We start from the raw sequence: 20,924 nt of genomic DNA, 5'->3' as shown, positions 1-20,924 counted from the left end.
TTTACACGCTCTATGCATAGGTGTTTTTGCCTTTTTTCTTAACTACTTCAGGGACTGTTGTCTTAGCAAAGTTAACAGGTGTACCTTCTAATATTGGTTTACCATTAGAAAACGTTACATAAAGAGATGTTTCGTTGCCGTCTTTATCCGTTTGGTCGGAAACCATAATAAAATCACCGTCTTGTTCATCCAATATATCCAGATATTCGCCTTCAGCTAAGCGAGATGGCGGCGTTTCTTCTCCGAAAGGTCTACTGCTAGATACAATAATAGCATTGTATAAAGCTTGGCCTAGAGCACTTTTTGCATCTTCATTGAATTGAGGATTTTTACAATCCGACTCACTATCTTCTGATAATGAGCGCCAAGAACAATGGTGTGGTGCCTGTAATAGATTATACTGAAGCCGATCTTTTGAATCGGCTTCGTCCATTTTTTTGTAAAGTAATTCCCAGCACTTTACACCAGCATCGCCACCATTAAGGAAATAGTTTGTGCAATTTTCATCATCTACTAACTGAAATTGGATAATAGCACTCGAATCATTTTTGCTGAGGTTCTCTTCGTCTTCTTCAATTTCCTGTTTGTCTGCTGGCCCTAAGAGAAATGCTTCTATCGAGTTATCATCTAAACTAGACTTGCTAGCAACAAACTCGCTATATAAGTCAGCAACAATCCCTCCCATTCCTTCGGTTTTATTATCTTCATCCTCAGTCAAAATAACTAATCGATCACCAAGCTCCCCGATATTCAGAGAATCCTTATATAATGAAGCTCTACGTTTAGCCTCAGTATTTATTGCGATAGCATCATCGGTCAGTGTGTTGTTCGCATTTTCTCCCTCTTTAGGGTTACGGCTTGCTCTTCGAAAAACTCTTGGTGAAGACCACATTTCATTAATAATGATCTTATCATCATTTTTTTCCAATCTTCTACGGTTCCGGTATGAAAAATTTCCCTGAAACCACGAGTATGATCCTGATCCGGGTGAGTGACGATGAAAACATCAATGAAAAGTTGATCATCTTCGTTTCGCCTAAGCCTACTTCTAAGCATTTCTTTAACATCAACAACTTCCTCTGATGGTTGTCGATAGTTGCAGTCAATTAAGATTCGCTTTTCATTTTTTGTAGTAATAAGGGTCATATCACCATTAGCTACTGGAAAAAACTCAATTGATGGATCACTCATACATCACTCTCCTAGGTCGAAAAAATGGAATATATTGACATTTAAAAATGTATCTTCTACTAGATATAGGTTAATTAGTGTTATTAAAAATGTAAGGTAAGAATTTTATTAAATTGAACCTAACTTTCTTAATATGCCACACAAAACCATGCAATCAATAGAAAAATAATTACTCGTTCTAATACTTTATTGGTGCTGATAAAAATTTATGATGAAGAAATATAGACGTATTAGGCTCTGGCTTTAATTAAAAGTAAAAAGGACGTTGTATTGAATTACAATAGATTTCAGCCATTAATAAGAGAGGTTTATCGAACTATTAGAGAATTAGGGATAATGTTTCCTGAATGACACTTTACAACTCATCTAGGATAATTGTTACTAAAATATCAATTGTGAGACTAAAACCTGATTATCAATGTTATGAGCTTTGCGATTAGTTTTACTTCCGTACATTCATAATTCTCTGTGTAATGATATTATTTCTATTAATTATAAAACCTATAAATGGATCAGTTATGAAAAAAGGAAAGGAATTCGAACTTGTAATTGCAGCAATCGAAAAAGGGCTGAGTCCTGATGCTATTGTTGAACATGATGTATTCCTCCCAGTTTTAACATCAAGTAATGGCAGAACAAGACAAATTGATGTTTCCATTAGACAAGGTAAGCCTCCTAGAGAAACACTTACAATTGTAGAAGTTCAAGATCGTAATTCTGCAGTAGATATTAATACATTCAACGGGTGGCTATGCAAAGTAGAAGAAGTTGGTGCGCAGCACTTAATGGTTGTATCTAGAAAGCCATTTCCAATTTCAATTAAAGAAAAAGCTGAGCAATCTGGTAATAAAGTATTTTTAATAAATATAAAGGAAACTATTCCTGACGAAATTCCTACTGATTTCATAAACTTTTTTATCGATTACCATAATTTTACTTTACTTGACGATTCCTCTCTTGGAGTAAAAGTTGGTAAAGGGATGATAGATAAACACTCACTAAAGCCTGAGGTAATTACTGCCGCTGATAGACGTTTCTGTATCGATGGAAAAAATTTGATTGATATAAATGCTCTTTTTAATCTCGCCTTGGGCTATGAAGAGCAATCAAGCCTTAAAGGGAAAATGTCTGCAAAGCTTTATTTTGGAAATATGGCTGAAAAAGATGTTCCGGAAGATAATTACATTATAATCAATACTGATCTACAGGTGAGAGTTTCAGGAAAACTTATACCATGTGCCATTTTACTTAACGCAAATTATCGATATGAGCATATAACAAAGAAAATGAAATTGTTAAGTTATGATCAAGGCGACCACGGAAATTTAGGTGCTTGGATCTTTGATGAAGAAATTAAAACAGATAAAGGTATATATACTTGTAGAATTCCAATAAGAAGAGATAACAATGGATCATTTTTTCTATTAGGTACTTTTGTTAATGGGCCTACTAACTGCAGAGCTGAGATTATCGCAGCCACTGATAGATTAGATTGAGTTATCTCAGCTAAATTCTATCTGTAGTTTGATCTTACTTTATCAGCTTTATATTTTGGGAAGTATAGACCAAAAAGATAAGTTACAGAGCTGTAATATTAACTCTATAACTTCGAATAAAACTTATTATTTATCAAGTTAATAAACTTGGTTCTGATAACTATTTTGTCTTTCAGTATCTCAGCTTCTCTCTCCGTCAGCATTGGCTGCTTTGTTTTCTTGTCATACCGTGTTGGCATTTCATTGAGTAGCTGCTTGTAGAAGCGCTGTGTGTCTTGTTGAATTTTTGTTGATGCTACGATGAGAAAGACTTTGTCATATAACTTCTGCTCACCAAAAAGTGCGCTTTTAAATTTTAGAATGCTTTGCTCATGTTGTTGTTTTCGCTTGAATGAGTGCTCTATTTCAATTGCAGCGACTTCGCTATTATTCAGTAATACTAGCGCATCAACGTTTTTTACATCATTTGCTGGGAACAGACGTTTAAACTCTAATTCAGTCAAATAGGCTTTCCATAGCGGGTTGGGAGTACCCTCTGAATTACTATTTTGAATACCGAGCGCGAGCACTAGGCTTAAAATGCTGTCATGCATAATGGAGTTTTGATTCACTTGGTGTATTGGCTCTGATGTTGAGCGAAAAGGGAAATCGATTTGTGTTAACTCACGTGCATATAGTGCGCCTGCATATGATAATACATAGACGCGACCATCTGCCGCACGAATTGTTTTAGCTGTTTGAAGTAATCCCATATCGACGAGTTTGTTTAAAAACTCTAACGTCTTTGCTCTACTTGTTTGCCATACTTCTGCACACACAATCGCTGATACAAATCCAAACCGCATTGCATGTTTTATTGTCCACTCTAGTTTTACCTGGCCTTGTTGTCGTCGGTTTTTATATTTTTTGTAATGCATATCGATGTCAAAGTAGGGCAGATATACATTACTGTTGGTAATACTGGAAGTATCTTTATCTATCGTCATTTTATCTCCATCGTGATTTGTTTACTTGGAGATATGAAGGTTTGGGTGATACGAATTTTGCTAACTTAGCGATGAATTATCGGTTTTTCATTAGGAGAAGCATTCGCTTCACTGCACCTAATGAAAATACTTATAGATAAACTAAATATGAAGTTTCACTTCATTAATCTTAAAGGTTTCACTTTGCGATTAAACGCTTACAACCCACGCTAGCTCTCATGTTGACATTCGTCAACGAGCTAGCTCCACGAAGCGTTCGCTTCTAGGGTTGACGCTTAGCGCATGTCCGGCTTGCGCCGCACTAACCCCCTTTTGCCATGCCAGGCTGCGCATTGATAAATCTTGTTGCTTCTAAAGCTGGCTGTCGTTCGTGTCCTCACTTTTAGGTTTACTGTTTCATTGCTTCGCTATTACACAGTAAATTTTTGCTCCACAAAAACAAAAGCGGGGTTAGTCCGCCACAGTCGGACATGCGCTGCTGCGCTCGAAAATTGGCTTCGCAATTATTCTTACTACGCGATTTATTGAGTTGTTTCACAACTGCTTTTTATTGCATTCAAAGCGGTTGCTTTGATGCGAGAAGACGCTTCGCTTTGTAATTAACACACAACACTTTCTGCATAATCTACTTTTATTAATCTTTGATAATGCGTGTACGATTATCTCGTTGACAAAAAACAGATACAGAATCTCGAATTGTAGCGGGACGAGTATCTTTGCTTTTATTAATAGGCAAGCTCTACAAAGAGCCAAGGAGAACAAATTATGAGGTAGATAAGATGGTTTGCCTGCACAGCATTAGCTGTGGTTGAACCGTAAACAGGCTGGTGTTTAGCGCTGCACGAGAAACAAAGCCATAGATAAAAGCAGTCAACACTTTTTATCTTTGAAAACTTTTTAGCCGATGAAAGTTTTTATAAAAATATGTTTGCAAATGAGTTTTAAATTCTTAAAGTCAAATAGCGCCAAAACGAAAATTAAGGTGCAATTATGACAGACTTACTAAGTTTAAAACTATTCGGCCATTGTTCTGTAGAGCCATTTATAGAAGAAGATATAGACACACAAATAATCCTAACAGATGTATGTGATGACATACTGACCAACCCTTTAAATCTCTCGGCGCAGATAGATATGGCTGCTGCAACTGCTTGCGTGCTTTCAGATGAAAGTGATTTTTCAGAGCCCCTCATAGAGCCTGTATCGCTAATTGATATAAATGACAACTTAGCTTTGTCAGAGTCAATATCGAGTACTGATGAATGCCATGTAAACCACACAGACCATAGCTTCATGTTATCGGATGAAGGCGGGATCATAATGTTTGATGACGACCATGGAGCGACGGACTGGGGATTTGATGATGCAGGTATCAGTGATAATACAGATTTTTAGGTTAAGCAAAACTTAGTTTATATAAGCAAAGAATTAAATATTAATGTCCTAGTAGTTAGTCCTACCAAAGCCCACATTAGTGGGCTTTTATAGTTTTCAAACTTAATTGATCTCAGAAGCAAAGCACATAAAATTAGTATAAAACAATCCAGTTATGTACATTGAACTTCTAAACCCTGTTTAAATATATCTACTACGCAGTAAAGCTATAAGTGATACCTTCAAAAGCTCCTTCTATCGCACTTCTTACCTGATCCATATTTGTATGGGCATAAATAAGAGTGTGTTTTAGCGATGTGTGACAAAGTGCTTTTGAAACAATGCTTATGTCAGCACCAGATTGTATCTGCCAAGTCGCAAAAGTACGTCTCAAGTCATGTGGTCTAGGTCGAATATTAGGATTTTCATGATACAGTCCTGCAAGGGTGATCGCTTCTTTCCAAATTTTATCGCCGCCTGTTATATAGCCATATTTGGATTTGTTACGAGCAGGAAAAACAAAATGTGCAGAGCCTCCCCTTGATTTTCTTGCTCTTAAGATCTCAAGCACGGCTTTGTGTAATGGGATTTCATATTGCTGACGAGTTTTTGTCAGTGTTGCTGGAATTAACCAAATTGCTGACGAGAGGTTTAGGTCTGCCCATTGCATTGATTTTACATTTGAAAGCCTAGCACCAGTAAATAGAGCTATTCGGTATATATCAGCGACATCTTGGTCAGAGACTTTACTTAATGCATTCAACAACCTTCCAGCCTCCTCATAACTAAGGTAGCGATTACGAGCAATGCTCTGCATTTTCTTCATGCGTTCAAAGGGGTTAACTGATATACCAAGTTGCTCTTCATAATCTATCACGTAGTTAAAAGCAGCTTTCAAAACACTAATAACTTTGTTATGAGCACTGTAACCTTTCGGCTCAATTTCTTTAAGAAATGAGCGGGCAAATTTTTTCGATATTTCAACTACAAAACAATCACCTATTTGTTTTTTAACGTGAGTGTTATATGCGACTTCTAATGCATGAGTACGGCCTGCTATTGTCTTACGGTAATCAAGCTCATTAGCCTTATAGAGTTCAAAGACATTATTTATAGTAATGTACTTGCTAGGCGTATATTGTTCTGCTATTTCAAATTCTCTATCGCTATGCCTTAATTCTCGCAGTGTTTTATCAGCTAACACTTTTGCCATAGGTACTGTGATTTGACCAACTTCACCTATTTTACGTTTAATATCTTTACCATTGCATTTCGCTCTAAAAAAGTAACTCTTTTTGCCGGATGGTCTTACTTGTAACTTTAAATGCTTATGATGTTTATCAGCGTAGATTTGAATGTATTTTTTAACTTGTAAGTTGCTAATAAATTGGTCTGTAAATGATCTTATTAATTCAGCCATGTTTCACCTTTGTTCCACTTAATTCAATTTTAATAAGGTGGAACAACGTGGCTAAAAGCCGTTAAAATACGGACTTTAGAAAGCCCTGGCTTAGCTTAAGTGTTTGAAAAGTTAAGTTTTATAGTCTGGGAGGGGCCACCATTTTCTTACTGTAAAAATCCAAAATTAAAGCTAACAGCTGTTTTTATAGCTGCGTTCCACCTCTTTTTAATCCTTAAAATTCAATGAAATAAAATTGTTTTTAATTTTTTAAAAATATTTTGTCAGGTTTTCTGTGTTTGTCTCGTCTATAGCTGCAAATGACACGAAGTTGTTCTATTTGGTGGTAGCAATAGGCAGTGTCTTGTGTATCTATTTTTTACGAAAAGGACAAACTCATGACGACTACAACATCAACTGTGAATACGCTAAAACTTGATTCAACGAATGCACCATTTAGTGATGCTGCTGTTTGGTTAAAAGAAGGGTGGGGGTTATTTAAAAAAGCACCGTTTAAACTTTTTTTACTTATGACGCTGTTCGCCATTTTGCCTGGTTTAGTGCAGCTATTGCCTGCACCTACAGGTTTAACCGTATCTAAATGGTTAGCGCCTATGTTAATGGCAACGGTGTGGCCTTTGTTGTTTAACCTGAATAATCAGCAAGGTTTTTCATTTAAGCATAATGCAACATGGGCGAAGTGGGGGCGAGTTGCCGTGTGGTCGGTTGTTGGTATTTTACTGGCGCTGGTGCAATTTGCAGTAGGGAGTACTTTGATTGGTAGTGAGCAGTTATCGGCATTATTGTCTGGTCAGTTTGTTGATGTTGAACGCTGGCGCGTTGGAGTCATGTTTGTATCAATTGTTCCTGTAAATATGTTGCTTATGTTTGTGGTTCCTCTATTACTTTTAAACAATGCTTCACTTAGTACCGCTGTTAAAGAGAGCATTACAACGGCACTAAAGGTGATTAAACCATTAAGCATGCTTTGTTTGATTAATATGCTTGTTACCTTTGCTGCCCCTTATAATCTTTTACCTATGTTGTTGGTAGGGCCGGTGTTAGCATGTACCTACTTTTGTGCCTATACTCGTTTGTTTAAATAATAATAAAAACATGGAAGTACAGTGAAAACTGATGTTCAAATAAACACATTGCTGAATGAATACGCGCCGCTGTTGGCGCGTGTTGCTGCAACCTACGAGATCAATCAAGCGCTGCAAGATGAGCTAATTCAAGAGATGTCGTTGGCTGTTTGGCGCGCTTTTGAAAGTAGTGACTCATCACTTGATGTTGCCTTTCGGGGCGATGCCAGCATAAAAACCTATATTGCCCGAATAGCTCATAATAAAGCGGTTGATCATGTGATAAAAGAGCAAAACCGCAAAGAGGTGGCAAGTTCTGAAAGTATTGATTACACCCAAGCCTTAAGTGCGCATAAATCACCAGACGACAGTTTAGATTTAATGGCTGCCCTTCGTAAATTAACGCTGAAATATAGGCAGGTGCTTGCTTTGCAGCTTGAAGGGTTTAATCAAAGTGAGATAGCTCAAACGCTGGGGCTGTCTGAAGATGCGGTTGCTAAACGTGCAAGTAGGGCAAGGCAACAACTTGCGAGCCTAATGGAGTAAATAAAGTGGATAAATTCGAAGCAGATGATCAATTAGCTAAGTGGCAGCAGGCATTCGTTCAGGCAACGCCGAAAGTGGATAGTGCAGCGTTAATAGCACAAACGCAAAAGTCGCGAACTAAGTTAAAACTAAAAGGGTTAATCGACTCATTTTTAGGTGTTGTGGTAACCGTATTTTGTATTTACGCCATGTTGTTTGAGGCAAAAAATACCTATGAAACCATTATGTTTGCGCTATTAGTGCCTATTCCTTTAGGTTTTGGGATTTGGTCATACCGTTTAAGACGAAAGCTTTGGCAGGCAGAAACACTAGACGTTAATGCAATGCTTAATTTTAAAGAAAGCCAGCTAAAGCACCAAGTTCATTACTGGCATGTGAGTTTTATTGGCTGCGTTGCTCTTTGGTGCGCTTTGCTGATCGTTGCCTTGTTTAATATGGTTATGTTTAAAACATACAGCCTATGGCTTATCCAGCTTGGTATTAATGGCATTATCGTGCTGGCTGTTTATATACGCTATAAAAAACTAAAAGCACAGATAGCTGTAGCGCTTGAGAGTATTCAAGCAATGCGCTGATGTGCGACTTGACGAGCTATTCCTAAAACTTATATAACTTACTATTCAAATAATAATAAAGGATATAGAGATGGAAGTTTTATACAGTATTTTGTTTTGGGGATCGCCTGTCGGCTTAGGGTTGTTCTTTTTCTTATCGTGCACGGGGGCAGGGATACTTTTCTGGGGTATTGCGCAGCTTAAGAAAGCCTCATCAAATTAAAAAGCCGATGTGTGAACACCGGCCTTATAATTTGTCTGACTATTTGTAACCGTTCGGGTTATTGCTTTGCCAGCGCCATGTATCTTGCATCATCTCATCGATACCACGCTCAGCTTGCCAGCCAAGCTCTTTTAACGCTTTTTCTGGAGCTGCGTAGCAAGCTGCAATATCGCCCGCTCGACGCGGCGAAATTTGGTATGGTACGGCTTGGCCGCTGGCTTTCTCAAAAGCGGTAACCATTTGCAGTACTGAATAACCATTACCTGTGCCAAGGTTAAATACGTGCGCACCTGTATCACTTGCAATTCGGGTAAGTGCTTTTAAATGACCTAATGCTAAATCGACGACATGGATATAGTCACGAACACCTGTACCGTCTACAGTATCGTAGTCATCACCAAATACACCTAGCTTTTCTAGCTTACCCACAGCGACTTGCGAAATATAAGGTAATAAGTTGTTAGGAATACCGTTTGGGTCTTCACCGATAAGGCCAGATTCATGAGCGCCGACAGGGTTAAAGTAACGTAAGATAACAAAGGCAAAGCGTTCATCTGATTTCGCGATATCTTGCAGCATCATTTCAACCATAAGCTTTGATGTGCCATACGGGTTAGTTGTGCCACCAACTGGGAAGTCTTCACGAATTGGTAAGCTTGCTGGGTCACCGTATACCGTTGCTGATGAGCTAAATACTAACTTAAATACGCCAGCATCACGCATAGCATCAACCAGAGTCAGTGTACCTTGTACGTTGTTTTGATAATACTCGATAGGTTTTACAACCGATTCACCAACGGCTTTTAAACCTGCGAAGTGAATAACACTATCAATAGTATGTTCACTGAAGATTTTGTCTAAGCAGGCTCTATCTAAAATATCACCTTGATAAAACGTGACGTCTTTACCCGTGATTTGTTTTACGCGAGCCAATGACTCATTTGATGAATTGCTTAAGTTATCGAGTACAACAACGTCAGTACCTTGTTGTAATAACTCTAATACGGTGTGAGAACCGATGTATCCGGCTCCGCCGGTGACTAAAATGGTCATATAATATCCATGAACTATACCTGGTTGAATTAGCCTTATTTCATCACATTTCGGCCTAAATTACATGAATAAATTGTGACTTATAGCGATAAAGCAAAAATATGAATCACTTGTTTTTGATTACATTTTGCACCATATTGGTTACACCTAAGTGTTTAGATATTAAGCTATAGTTAATTGTCAGCAGCTAAAATTTAATCATTAGCTATACCTGTTAAGTGGAGAAACAGATGAATACAGTAAAAAAAATTGCCTTAGCAATGATCATTGCACTACCTGCTTTTGCTCACGCAGGAGAGGCAAAAGTTAAATGGCATGACTTTAACGATTACCGCGATGTTGAACCAGGCAACAACTCACCGAAAGGTTCATTTCATAAAAATGTGGCGAAGAATTTTGAAAAACACTTTAACAAGCTTGCTGAAAAACTACCTGAAGGCTACACCTTCAATGTTGAAGTGACGGAGCTTGATCTAGCGGGTGATGTGCGTTTTGGTACGATGAATGAATTGCGCATCATCAAACCAATTTATTTTCCGCGTATCGACCTAAATTATTCGATTACCGATAAAGACGGTAAAGTGATAAGCGAAGCTAATGATGTAAAGCTTAAAGACATGGGCTTCATGGATCGCATGAAAATGGGTCGAGATGAAGCCTATTACTACGACAAGCGTTTAATCACCGATTGGTTTGAAGATGAGTTATTGCCGTCGTTAAATCTGGGTGAATGATAGCCGTCAGTTTTAAGTTGAGCTGCGTTGTTTGTGGGTCTTGTAAAAGACCTGCAACGTGGGAGGCGTTTTAACGCCGAAAACAATGCTTGGATAAGGCTGCTCCCACATGTAGGCGTGAAATTTATTTCGCGCGAAAATATTTGCACAAGAAAATATTTGCACAAAGAGAAGTGAATGAGAAAATAATGAGGGAACCAAAAGGCTCTTCCTCTTAAGCGCGGCTGTCTCTTATGTCTCTTTGTGAAATTAAAGCTCTTTGATGTAGGCATGACATTTATTTCACGAGATAGCCTCTATTAATAATAAATAGAGGCTTTTCTACGTTACTTAAACGTCGCTAACAGTTGTAGTAACTGTTGCAGTTTAATAACGGTTTTTTTCAGTTTTTCTTCGTCCATACCGTCGTTGCTTAAGCTTTCTACATCAGCAGCAACATCGAGAACGTAAGGTTTAAAACGTTTTGCTTCAAAATCAAAGCCAGCATCTTTTGCAAATAAGGCTGTGAATTTGCCATGGCCTTGCTGCTGTAAATCATCTAATTTTTTATCAGCATCAAGTGCCTGACGATAAACGATTTTTAGGTTAGCATTGAGTTGTTCAATAATTGAATCCATTTTTTTCCTAAAGCTTTAGACTGCAATGCCGATATAGTACGTGGATTGTCATAAAAAGTCAGGTAATGAACTATGAATATATCAGGATCAAGCTTACCAGCGATGAGTGGCGGTGGCGAAAGCGCAGAAGTTTACAGTGCATCGCTTGCTAAAAAACAGCAAAAGGCTGATGGTGCTGCGGCACTTGCACTTATCGAAGGCGCAGCAATGAATACCAGTGCTGCACAAACACCTGCTAAGTCGGTAACTGCGACACTAGGTAACAACGTAAACGTATACGTTTAGTTGTTAAACTAGATTGAGATCGATAGGCGTTTTACTTTTTTCGCCGCCGATCTCGCGCACCAACTTAGGAACCAAGAACCCCGGCAATGCTGCTAGCATAGCCGTCACGATTTCCCGTGCCTGACTCTCAGCTATATCAAAGTGGCTGGCACCTTCAACTTTATCAAGTAGATGTAAGTAGTAAGGTAAAATGTCTGCTTCGAATAGCGCTTCACTAAGTGCAACTTGTGACTCGACAGAATCGTTCACATCTTTTAGTAACACCGCTTGATTTAATAACGTCACTCCCGCAGTCTTTAATTTTTGCATAGCGGCTTTAAAGTCATCATCAATTTCGTTAGCGTGATTGATATGGTTTATAAACACCACTTTTAACGGTGACGCGGCAAAGCGCGCGCATAGCTCATCGGTAATTCTTGCTGGGATCACCACAGGTAAGCGGCTGTGTATACGTAGGCGTTTTATTTGCGGAAGCTGCTCTAACTCATCCATAAACCAACTAACAGCATCGTCTTTGGCCATCAATGGATCACCACCACTTAAAATGACTTCGTTGATGTTGCTGTCGGCTTTAATATAAGCCAGTGCGTCAATTAAGCTGCGTTTGTTTAATTGGTTTTCTTGATACGGAAAGTGGCGTCTAAAACAGTAGCGGCAATTTACCGCACAACCGGTTTTAAACATCACTAAAACCCGAGAGCGATACTTATGTAACAAACCAGGTTGGTTGTTATCTTGCTCTTTTAAGGGGTCTTTATCGTAACCGGTTTTTGCTAAAAACTCTTGGTGTCTTGGCATCACTTGTAGCAAAAGAGGGTCGTTTATGTCGCCATAACGCATTTTTTTGATAAAAGGCAGTGGCACGCGGACAGGAAAAAGACTGCGTGCTTTTAGGTCTTTTTCGTCTACTTTGCTTGATAATCCTAGCATTTCTAGCAAGCGTTCAGGGCAAGTGACAACATTTGCCAATTCTTTTTGCCAGTTTTTATGCAAATTTACTTCATTTCTTTGTATCATTGACACGTAGATTACTCGAAATTATTTAGACAGAGGAAACGATGGCGAATTATAGCACCAATGAGTTCAAGGGCGGCCTAAAAATTATGTTAGACGGCGAACCTTGCAGCATCTTAGAAAATGAAATGGTAAAACCTGGTAAAGGCCAAGCGTTTAACCGTGTTCGTATTCGTAAACTAATTTCAGGCAAAGTTCTTGAGAAAACGTTTAAATCAGGCGATAGCGTTGAAGGTGCAGACGTAATGGATACAGATTTAGCGTATCTTTACACTGACGGTGAGTTCTGGCATTTCATGAACAACGAAACATTTGAGCAAATCGCTGCTGACGAAAAAGCACTTGGCGACAATGCAAAATGGTTAGTTGAAAATGACGTATGTACAATCACGCTTTGGAACGGTAACCCAATCGCAGTTACTCCACCAAACTTCGTTGAACTAGAAATCACTGAAACAGATCCAGGTCTAAAAGGTGATACAGCGGGTACGGGTGGTAAACCAGCAACATTAAGCACTGGTGCTGTTGTTCGTGTTCCTCTGTTCGTACAAATCGGCGAAGTGATCAAAGTTGATACACGTAGCGGTGAATACGTGAGCCGTGTTAAGTAATAGGCTTATATAATAGCAATTCGCAATAATACTTAATCATTTTGAGGGATTAAATCTGTCGCTAGCTGCGTTAAAAATTTCTGATTTAGAACAACTAAATAAGAGGTTTTTGCTTTGCTATCAACAAGGTTTTATTGTCTCAAAATAGACCACTTAATTAAGCGAGTTGGTATGAAATTATTATAAAATCCCAGCTTCTGCTGGGATTTTTTTGGGAAACACTTTATGTCTAATGTCCTATGGCAACCAAGCGCCGATATTGAAACTTTACGAGAGCGTGCCGCCATCATTCGTCGTATTCGCGAGTTCTTTTATGCACGGGATGTAATGGAGGTTGAAACGCCGAGTCTTAGTGCTGCCAGTGTAACCGATGTGCATTTAGCGACTTTTAGTACCGAGTTTGTTGGCCCAGGTCATGCTGGTGGCTTGCCACTGTATTTGCAAACGTCACCTGAGTTTGCCATGAAGCGTTTACTTGCTGCAGGCTCTGGGGCTATTTTCCAGCTGTGCAAAGCCTTTCGTAATGAAGAGGCGGGTAGTCATCATAATCCTGAATTTACAATGCTTGAGTGGTACCGCCCAGGCTTTGATGAGTTTGCACTTATGGATGAAATGGATGAGCTTATGCAATTAGTGCTTGGCGTAGATAGCGCAGAGCGACTAACTTATCAGCAAGCCTTCATTAACGCCTTAGGTGTTGATCCTTTAACTGCTGATATCAGCACATTACAACAACTAGCAGCGGAGCAGGGCTTTGCCGATATTGCCGCGAATGAAACGCACCGCGATACCTTGTTGCAGCTATTATTTTGTATGAAGGTAGAACCAACGATTGGCCAAGAAAAGCCTTGTTTTGTTTATCATTTTCCTGCATCGCAAGCCGCTCTAGCCCAAATTTGCCAGCACGATGAGCGAGTAGCAGGGCGCTTTGAGTTATATTTTAAAAATATGGAACTGGCAAACGGCTTTAATGAACTGACCAATGGTAAAGAGCAAGCAGCTCGTTTTAGTGAAGATAATCAATATCGTGAAGCGAATGGATTAAAGCAAGTGCCAATGGATGAGCGTTTAATAGCGGCACTAGAACATGGCTTACCACAATGTGCGGGTGTCGCACTGGGTATTGATCGACTTATTATGCTGGCAACGAATAAGCAAAAGATTAAAGACGTACTCGCCTTTGATGTTGAAAGGGCTTAACTGATTTGGCTCTAGGCTCTAGGCTCTAGGTGTTTGGGTGCTAGGTAAAAAACCTAGCACCTAATTGCTTATAGCTCGTAAATAAATGTCACACCGGCAACCATAGGTTCGCCAAGTTGTGTGTATGTATGAGTGGTGTAACCGTCTAATGGGTCGTTACCAAACTCAAAACCACGCGTTGGTACATCTTCGTCAAATAAGTTACGTGCCCATGCATTAATGCTCCAATTATCACTTTCATAACCAAATGAAGCATTCACTAAGTTGCTGCTAGGTGCTTTTGAGTTATGGCTATCAGAGAAGTAGTAATCGTCTTTGCCTTCTATACCAATTGATGCGTAAAGTGCTGGCGTAAAGTTATAACGCGCTGTGAATGCATATTGGTATTTAGGAGCTTGTGCTTGATCTCGACCATCTTGATCTAGGCCTGATTGCGCAACAAAATCATTGATTTCTGTATGTAGATAACCTGCACTACCCGTTAGTAGCAAATTGTCAGTAGCTTGGAAGCTGCCTTCAATTTCTAAACCATAGTTTTCGCCAGAGCTGGCGTTATCGATATAACCTGTGAATTTTTGACCTTCAACTTGCCACGACTTTAACTGCATATCTTCGCGGTACATGTAGAAAGCGGCAAGACGTAACACAAACTTATCGTCCAAAGAGCTGCCTTTAACACCAAACTCACCGCTCCAAAGGTATTCAGGGGCAAATGATGTGTGATTAGCGAAGAAATCAGCATCTAGATTTAAGCCTTCGTCTTTTGCTTTTGCTAAAGCTTCAGAGTTAATACCGCCAGCCTTATAGCCACGAGAAATGCTGGTGTAGATCATAGTGCGATCAATCACTTGGTATTCAAGTGCAAGCTTACCGCCCACCATGACATCATCCGTTTCTTCAATAAAACCGTTATTGTCGATGTAGTCGCCTTGATACTGCTCAACACGCAGACCCGTAATTAAGGTTGTTTTTGGGCCAATAGCTGTTGCTAGTTGGCCATACGCTGCAATATTGCTGGTTTCATAATTTGAGGTAAATGGCTGTGCAAGCCAAGTGTATTGGCGCTCTAAATCAACTTCGCGGCCTTGATAGTAAATGCCAGCGACCCAATCACCTGATTTACCGCTAAATTGCAGCTCTGCAGCCTGATCTTGACGATCGCGAAAGTAAGCATCTGTTGAGCTATAGCCCCAATCATGTAAGCCAGCGGCACATAATTCAGGTTGGGCTTCATCATTACACACCCAGTCTTCGTCGTAGCTGTATAACAGCTCGCTGTCGATACCAGAAAGGTTTAGGCTGACATCAAATAAGTCAAAACCGGTATAAATATTTGCTAGGCCAACCGCAATACTTTCTTGGTTGTCTTGACCTGGTTCATCAGCAACACTGTAACGGCTGTTATCTAATGTGAAGGCGTCATAGCCGTTATTAATATCGATGTAATGTACATTCAGTTCAGTACGCAGATGCTCGGTTAATTGACTGTGTAATTTAAAGCGAGAAACGAGCTCATCTTGTTGTTGGGTATCTTCGCCTAAATAACGGTTTTCTACATAACCATCAGATTCACGTTGATAAATGCTAGCGCGTACTGCTGTGTCGTCGGTAATACCCGTACCTGCGGCAACACCAGCTTCGTAGCTGTTGTAGTTGCCCGCACCTAATTGTATTTTCACACTTGGGTCAAGGGTCGGTGCAGCAGATTCCATTTGAATCATGCCTGCTAAGGCATCAGCGCCAAAGCGAGTCCCTTGTGGGCCGCGATAAATTTCAACTTGGTCGATGTCAAATAACAGTGAACTGCCGCCTAAACCTGAGTAGTTAATGCCGTCGATCACTAAGCCAACCGAAGGATTAAGAGGGTCAACAAACTGTGAGCGTAAACCAACACCACGAATTTGCACGAAACGACCACGAGATGCCCCTGAGGTAAAGTTTACATTCGCTGCACTAGCAAGCATCTCATCTAAAAATTTTGCACCACGTTGATTGATTTCATGGTCTGAAAATAAGCTTGCGCTGGCACTAAGGGTTTGAATGCTTTCTCTTTTGAAATCACCGGTAACTTCAATCGTTTCAAGCTCGCCGTCTTCAGCGTAAGCAATCGAAGATGCTGCGAATAAAGGCAGGATAGCAGCAGATAATAATGATAAACGTCGTTTCATGCGGATTCTTAACTCCATTTTCGGGACTGCTATTCTAGCAACCTAGCTAGCCAAATGGCTATAAAATCAATTTTTATGGTATAAACGCAGGCAATTATACGTAAATTGATTAGGAATACGACTATGACCTTTAAAGTAGACTTTAAAGTGCGTGATTATGAGTGTGATTTACAAGGAATTGTAAATAACAGTGTTTATTTTAATTACTTAGAACATGCTCGCCATGAGTTTTTACATGCTCAAGGTATCGACTTTGCAAAGCTAGCAAGAGAAAAAGTAAACCTTGTCGTGCTGCGTAGCGAAATGGATTACAAGGCATCACTTGTGCCGGGCGATGAGTTTTACGTTGCCGTTGAGCCTGAGCGTATTAGCCGTTTAAAGTTTGCTTTTAGGCAAACGGTGTATCGCAAACATGACGATAAAGTGATGCTGCAAGCTTTGGTCATTGGCACCTCAGTTAACGAAAAAGGTCGTCCTTTTTTACCAGAAGAAGTCGATAACTTATTCAAATAGTCTGCATTGTTCCTTGATAAGCTAACTTAGAACAATTTTTTACAGATAAAACATGTTTTTTTAACGATCAATTGCGTTAAATGTTGTTATTATTACTACATTGAAATTTGAATCGTAAAAAAAATATGAAGTTAGTAGCCTTGCCCCTTCTTTTAGTATTATTTTGCATGGGCTGCTCATCGACAGGGACAGTCACTAGTGAGCAATTAAAATATACACAGTGGCAATTATCAAAAGTGAATGGTTTAGCTATTCCTGTATCCCAAACAGCCTCGTCGCGTTTTATCGAAGCGATGCAGGTTAACGGCTTTGCTGGCTGTAATAAATTTTTTGGTGAAGGTGCGCTCAGCGAAGATACGCTAACAGTAAATAAGTTAGGTATGACGCGTAAATCTTGTGGTGAACAAGTTGATGCGCTTGAGCAGCAATTACTGTCAACGCTAAAAGAAGGTGCGGCCATTACTTTAACTGCTGAGCAACTGACCTTGCAAGGCGAGCACCACTTTACATTCATTGCAAAAAACTAAAGTGGCTGAGCTTGCAGCAAATTTTTAACTGGCGTACACTCAGGGCGTTTTAAAAGAAACGAATTTATACTTGTCGGAGTGCCTTTAATAAGGCTGAGATCGCGAAAGCGGGATCCGTGAACCTGATCAGGCTAACACCTGCGTAGGGAACAAGCTGCCTCACTGGGCGCTTGTGCGCCAAATTTATGGGGCATAAGCGGCGCAGGCTGCACTAGTAAGCATTTCGCTTATTAACGATCCAATGGCGTTTGCCACTCTCTATTGCATTTGCAATATCTGACAAGACAACCCTTAAAGCAATGAGGTAAGTCATGTCAAACACAACAACTAAACCATCTCGCCGCGAAGTTCGTGCGGCAGCATCTGATTATATTTATAACTTAACGGGTCAACCGTTTCCTAATTCTCATAAAGTTTATGTAGAAGGTACACAAGACAATGTACGAGTAGGGATGCGTGAAATCACTCTCAGCGATACCTTTATCGGTGGCACTGAAGAGAACCCTGTATTTGAGCCTAACGCGCCAATTCGTGTTTACGATACATCAGGTCCATATACAGACCCAGATTTTCAACTTGATGTGCGCAAGGGTCTTGAAAAATACCGTGAAAAGTGGATTGAAAGTCGTGGCGACACTGAAGTTTTAGACTCAGTGACTTCGCAGTTTTCTCAGCAGCGAATGGCAGATGAAGGGTTAGATCATATCCGCTTTGAACACCTACCAAAGATCCGCCGTGCAAAAGCGGGTAAAAACGTGACTCAAATGCATTATGCGCGACAAGGTATTGTCACGCCTGAAATGGAATATGTCGCAATTCGTGAAAACATGGGACGCGCTAAAATTCGTGAAGAGACACTTGCAGCCCAGCATAAAGGCGAATCGTTTGGCGCTAGCATTCCTGATTTTATTACCCCTGAATTTGTGCGTGATGAAATTGCCCGTGGCCGCGCCGTGCTTCCTAACAACATCAACCATCCAGAAACTGAGCCGATGATCATCGGCCGAAACTTCTTAGTTAAAGTGAACGCGAATATTGGTAATTCGTCGGTGACTTCATCAATCGAAGAAGAAGTAGAAAAAATGGTGTGGTCGACTCGTTGGGGTGCTGACACGGTAATGGACTTATCAACGGGTAGGTATATTCACGAAACCCGCGAGTGGGTTGTACGTAACTCACCAGTACCAATTGGTACCGTACCAATCTATCAAGCGCTTGAAAAAGTAAACGGTGTGGCTGAAGACCTAACGTGGGAGATTTTCCGCGATACCTTGATTGAACAAGCAGAACAGGGTGTTGATTACTTTACCATTCACGCTGGGGTATTGCTGCGTTATGTGCCAATGACCGCAAAGCGTGTTACCGGTATTGTTTCTCGTGGAGGCTCAATCATGGCGAAATGGTGTTTAGCGCACCATAAAGAAAACTTCTTATATACGCACTTTGAAGAAATCTGTGAAATTTTAAAACAGTATGATGTGTGTTTTTCATTAGGTGATGGCCTGCGCCCGGGCTCTATCGCCGATGCTAATGACGAAGCCCAGTTCAGCGAATTACGTACTTTAGGTGAGCTGACAAAACTTGCTTGGAAACATGATGTGCAAGTGTTCATCGAAGGCCCAGGCCATGTACCAATGCATATGATCAAAGAGAACATGGAAGAGCAGCTAAAATACTGTGAAGAAGCACCGTTTTACACGCTTGGTCCATTAACCACGGATATTGCACCGGGGTACGATCATTTCACATCAGGTATTGGCGCTGCGCAAATTGCTTGGTACGGCTGCGCCATGCTTTGTTATGTAACCCCTAAAGAGCATTTAGGCTTACCAAACAAAGAAGACGTTAAAGAAGGTTTAATCACTTACAAGATTGCTGCTCATGCTGCCGATTTGGCAAAAGGCCACCCGGGTGCGCAAGAGCGCGACAACGCATTATCAAAAGCGCGTTTTGAGTTCCGTTGGCACGACCAATTTAACCTAGGTTTAGACCCAGAACGCGCCCGCGAATATCACGACGAAACATTGCCACAAGAATCAGGCAAGATTGCACATTTCTGCTCTATGTGTGGCCCTAAGTTCTGCTCGATGAAGATCACTCAAGAAGTACGTGATTACGCCAAAGATCTTGAAGCAAGAGGTATCGATCCAAATAACGTAGGTGATGCTATCGAAATCAAAATGGTCGATGTTGAAGCCGAAATGAAAGCGAAATCAGACGAGTTCAAAAAAACAGGCTCTGAGATTTACCACAAAGCCGTTTAATTGATGGAGCTAGGCACCAGCGAAAGGCTCTGGGTTTTGACCTAGGGCCTAGAGCTTAGTGCTTAGAAAGTTTATGTCTTTAAAGATAGCGATACTGGGTTTTGGTTTAACTGGCCGTTTAACTGCATTAGCACTTGCTAAAGAGCACCAGCTAAGTGTGTTTGAGCAAGATGATGAACATGCTAGCAACAGTGCCGGTAGCGTTGCTGCAGCGATGTTAGCCCCCTTGCAGAATCAGTCTTGTGTGAACAGGATTTAGCCCTACAAGGGCTTAATAGCATCATTCGTTGGCAGCAAATTTTAAGTGAGCTCGATGACGCTGTGTATTTTCAACAAACAGGCAGTTTAGTGGTTGCTCATCAGCAAGATAAGGGCGATTTACAAAGTTTTGTGAGCCGCTTAAAACCGCTTGAAAATTTTCAGGCTCAGACATTGGTTGGTACTCAAATCGCTGACCTTGAGCCAGAGCTAGCTGGGCGGTTCCATCAAGGTCTGTATTTACCTTGTGAAGGGCAACTCGATAACCAAGCATTTTATAGCGCTAGTTTTAAAAAACTTACCTTGCAAGGAGTGCAATTTAACTTTGACTGTAAAGTTGAATTGAACGCTCATCAAGTGAATGGCCAAAGCTTTGATTATGTATTTGATTGCCGCGGCTTAGGTGCAAAACAGACTGAACCTTTACTCCGCGGAGTAAGAGGGGAAGTAGCGCGTTTATATGCACCAGAGGTGAACCTAACCAGACCGATACGACTGATGCATCCGCGTTACCCAATTTATATTGCTCCTAAGCCAAACCATCAATTTGTGATTGGTGCGACCGAAATCGAATCGCAAGACCGAGGTAAAGTCACCGTGCGCTCGGCACTGGAGCTATTGTCTGCTGCTTATACGGTGCATAGCGGCTTTGCTGAAGGGCGTATCGAAAGTTTACAATCGGGGCTTCGTCCAGCGTTTGCAGACAACCGCCCAAAAGTCACTAAGCAAGGTCGAGTGATCAGTATTAATGGCTTGTACCGTCATGGCTATCTACTCGCGCCTCAGGTGGTTGATGACGCAGTGAGCTTAATTGCTTAAGGATAAA

20 protein-coding genes, 1 pseudogene and 1 riboswitch are annotated in these 20,924 nt (G+C 40.4%); of the genes and pseudogenes, 13 read left to right on the top strand and 8 right to left on the bottom strand.

The window, feature by feature from the left end; all coding sequences use genetic code 11:
- Positions 1-10: 10 nt before the first annotated feature.
- Together P4S60_RS14630 and P4S60_RS14625 are read right to left on the bottom strand one after the other, a co-directional pair.
- A complete protein-coding gene (locus P4S60_RS14630; RefSeq protein ID WP_337116421.1) occupies positions 11-928 on the bottom strand; it encodes a hypothetical protein in 918 nt (305 codons plus the stop codon).
- Positions 817-1,191 carry an MBL fold metallo-hydrolase gene (locus tag P4S60_RS14625; RefSeq protein ID WP_337116420.1) on the bottom strand — a complete coding sequence of 125 codons (375 nt, stop codon included), beginning with the start codon at positions 1,189-1,191 and terminating at the stop codon, positions 817-819. Before P4S60_RS14625 ends, P4S60_RS14630 begins: the two co-directional genes overlap by 112 nt.
- 518 nt (positions 1,192-1,709) lie before the next feature.
- On the opposite strand from P4S60_RS14625, the gene P4S60_RS14620 reads away from it, so the two are divergent.
- Positions 1,710-2,687, top strand: a complete 978-nt coding sequence (locus P4S60_RS14620; RefSeq protein WP_337116419.1) for a hypothetical protein — start codon at positions 1,710-1,712, stop codon at positions 2,685-2,687.
- Positions 2,688-2,791: 104 nt separating this feature from the next.
- Here P4S60_RS14620 and P4S60_RS14615 read toward each other — a convergent pair whose 3' ends face one another.
- The gene (locus tag P4S60_RS14615) at positions 2,792-3,673 is read right to left on the bottom strand and encodes a hypothetical protein (RefSeq protein ID WP_337116418.1); all 882 of its coding nucleotides are present in this window, start codon (positions 3,671-3,673) and stop codon (positions 2,792-2,794) included.
- A 990-nt stretch (positions 3,674-4,663) separates the two neighbouring features.
- On the opposite strand from P4S60_RS14615, the gene P4S60_RS14610 reads away from it, so the two are divergent.
- Complete coding sequence (locus tag P4S60_RS14610; RefSeq protein WP_337116417.1) at positions 4,664-5,068, top strand: hypothetical protein; 405 nt, start codon at positions 4,664-4,666, stop codon at positions 5,066-5,068.
- 193 nt (positions 5,069-5,261) lie between these two features.
- On the opposite strand, the gene P4S60_RS14605 is transcribed toward P4S60_RS14610, so the two are convergent.
- Positions 5,262-6,467, bottom strand: a complete 1,206-nt coding sequence (locus P4S60_RS14605) for a tyrosine-type recombinase/integrase (protein ID WP_337116416.1) — start codon at positions 6,465-6,467, stop codon at positions 5,262-5,264.
- 377 nt (positions 6,468-6,844) lie between these two features.
- Between P4S60_RS14605 and P4S60_RS14600 the strand changes: the two genes are divergently transcribed.
- Genes P4S60_RS14600 through P4S60_RS14590 form a run of 3 tightly spaced genes read left to right on the top strand, consistent with a single transcriptional unit; the run spans position 6,845 to position 8,652 of the window.
- Positions 6,845-7,552, top strand: coding sequence for a hypothetical protein (locus P4S60_RS14600; RefSeq protein WP_337116415.1), 708 nt, complete (start codon positions 6,845-6,847; stop codon positions 7,550-7,552).
- A gap of 21 nt (positions 7,553-7,573) precedes the next feature.
- Positions 7,574-8,077, top strand: a complete 504-nt coding sequence (locus P4S60_RS14595) for an RNA polymerase sigma factor (RefSeq protein WP_337116414.1) — start codon at positions 7,574-7,576, stop codon at positions 8,075-8,077.
- Between the two features lie 5 nt (positions 8,078-8,082).
- Positions 8,083-8,652: a hypothetical protein gene (locus P4S60_RS14590; protein WP_337116413.1), complete on the top strand. Its 570-nt coding sequence runs from the start codon at positions 8,083-8,085 to the stop codon at positions 8,650-8,652.
- Positions 8,653-8,893: 241 nt separating this feature from the next.
- On the opposite strand, the gene galE is transcribed toward P4S60_RS14590, so the two are convergent.
- Positions 8,894-9,907, bottom strand: coding sequence for a UDP-glucose 4-epimerase GalE (galE, locus tag P4S60_RS14585; protein ID WP_054561136.1), 1,014 nt, complete (start codon positions 9,905-9,907; stop codon positions 8,894-8,896).
- Positions 9,908-10,137: 230 nt separating this feature from the next.
- On the opposite strand from galE, the gene P4S60_RS14580 reads away from it, so the two are divergent.
- Positions 10,138-10,641, top strand: a complete 504-nt coding sequence (locus P4S60_RS14580) for a DUF3016 domain-containing protein (protein WP_063702775.1) — start codon at positions 10,138-10,140, stop codon at positions 10,639-10,641.
- Positions 10,642-10,967: 326 nt separating this feature from the next.
- Here the strand turns inward: P4S60_RS14580 and P4S60_RS14575 are convergent, their stop codons facing one another.
- Positions 10,968-11,258: a hypothetical protein gene (locus P4S60_RS14575; RefSeq protein WP_054561134.1), complete on the bottom strand. Its 291-nt coding sequence runs from the start codon at positions 11,256-11,258 to the stop codon at positions 10,968-10,970.
- 72 nt (positions 11,259-11,330) lie between these two features.
- On the opposite strand from P4S60_RS14575, the gene P4S60_RS14570 reads away from it, so the two are divergent.
- Positions 11,331-11,543 (top strand): hypothetical protein, encoded by a 213-nt coding sequence (locus P4S60_RS14570; RefSeq protein ID WP_054554124.1) that lies wholly within the window; start codon positions 11,331-11,333, stop codon positions 11,541-11,543.
- Positions 11,544-11,546: 3 nt separating this feature from the next.
- On the opposite strand, the gene epmB is transcribed toward P4S60_RS14570, so the two are convergent.
- Entirely contained in the window at positions 11,547-12,560 is a 1,014-nt protein-coding gene (epmB, locus tag P4S60_RS14565) for an EF-P beta-lysylation protein EpmB (RefSeq protein WP_337116412.1), read from the bottom strand.
- 41 nt (positions 12,561-12,601) lie between these two features.
- Between epmB and efp the strand changes: the two genes are divergently transcribed.
- Both efp and epmA read left to right on the top strand, forming a co-directional pair.
- Positions 12,602-13,168, top strand: a complete 567-nt coding sequence (efp, locus tag P4S60_RS14560) for an elongation factor P (protein WP_063702772.1) — start codon at positions 12,602-12,604, stop codon at positions 13,166-13,168.
- A 225-nt stretch (positions 13,169-13,393) separates the two neighbouring features.
- On the top strand, positions 13,394-14,368 hold the full coding sequence (gene epmA / locus P4S60_RS14555; RefSeq protein WP_119853883.1) for an elongation factor P--(R)-beta-lysine ligase: 975 nt from the start codon (positions 13,394-13,396) through the stop codon (positions 14,366-14,368).
- A 68-nt stretch (positions 14,369-14,436) separates the two neighbouring features.
- On the opposite strand, the gene P4S60_RS14550 is transcribed toward epmA, so the two are convergent.
- Positions 14,437-16,536: a TonB-dependent receptor gene (locus P4S60_RS14550; protein ID WP_337116411.1), complete on the bottom strand. Its 2,100-nt coding sequence runs from the start codon at positions 16,534-16,536 to the stop codon at positions 14,437-14,439.
- Between the two features lie 123 nt (positions 16,537-16,659).
- On the opposite strand from P4S60_RS14550, the gene P4S60_RS14545 reads away from it, so the two are divergent.
- The 4 genes and pseudogenes from P4S60_RS14545 (at position 16,660) to P4S60_RS14530 (ending at position 20,917) form a co-directional block, all read left to right on the top strand.
- Positions 16,660-17,049: an acyl-CoA thioesterase gene (locus P4S60_RS14545; RefSeq protein ID WP_054561129.1), complete on the top strand. Its 390-nt coding sequence runs from the start codon at positions 16,660-16,662 to the stop codon at positions 17,047-17,049.
- Positions 17,050-17,174: 125 nt separating this feature from the next.
- A complete protein-coding gene (locus P4S60_RS14540; RefSeq protein WP_337116410.1) occupies positions 17,175-17,576 on the top strand; it encodes an META domain-containing protein in 402 nt (133 codons plus the stop codon).
- A gap of 64 nt (positions 17,577-17,640) precedes the next feature.
- Positions 17,641-17,742, top strand: a riboswitch (TPP riboswitch).
- Between the two features lie 145 nt (positions 17,743-17,887).
- Complete coding sequence (gene thiC, locus P4S60_RS14535; protein WP_337116409.1) at positions 17,888-19,840, top strand: phosphomethylpyrimidine synthase ThiC; 1,953 nt, start codon at positions 17,888-17,890, stop codon at positions 19,838-19,840.
- Positions 19,841-19,913: 73 nt separating this feature from the next.
- Positions 19,914-20,917, top strand: a pseudogene (locus tag P4S60_RS14530) (FAD-dependent oxidoreductase).
- Positions 20,918-20,924 lie beyond the last annotated feature (7 nt).

It is taken from the genome of Pseudoalteromonas sp. Hal040, from assembly GCF_037162425.1.
In the GTDB taxonomy this organism is placed as follows: Bacteria; Pseudomonadota; Gammaproteobacteria; order Enterobacterales; family Alteromonadaceae; genus Pseudoalteromonas; species Pseudoalteromonas gelatinilytica.
The sequence above is the reverse complement of the archived record's forward strand: the minus strand, read 5'-3'. Positions and strand labels throughout refer to the sequence as shown.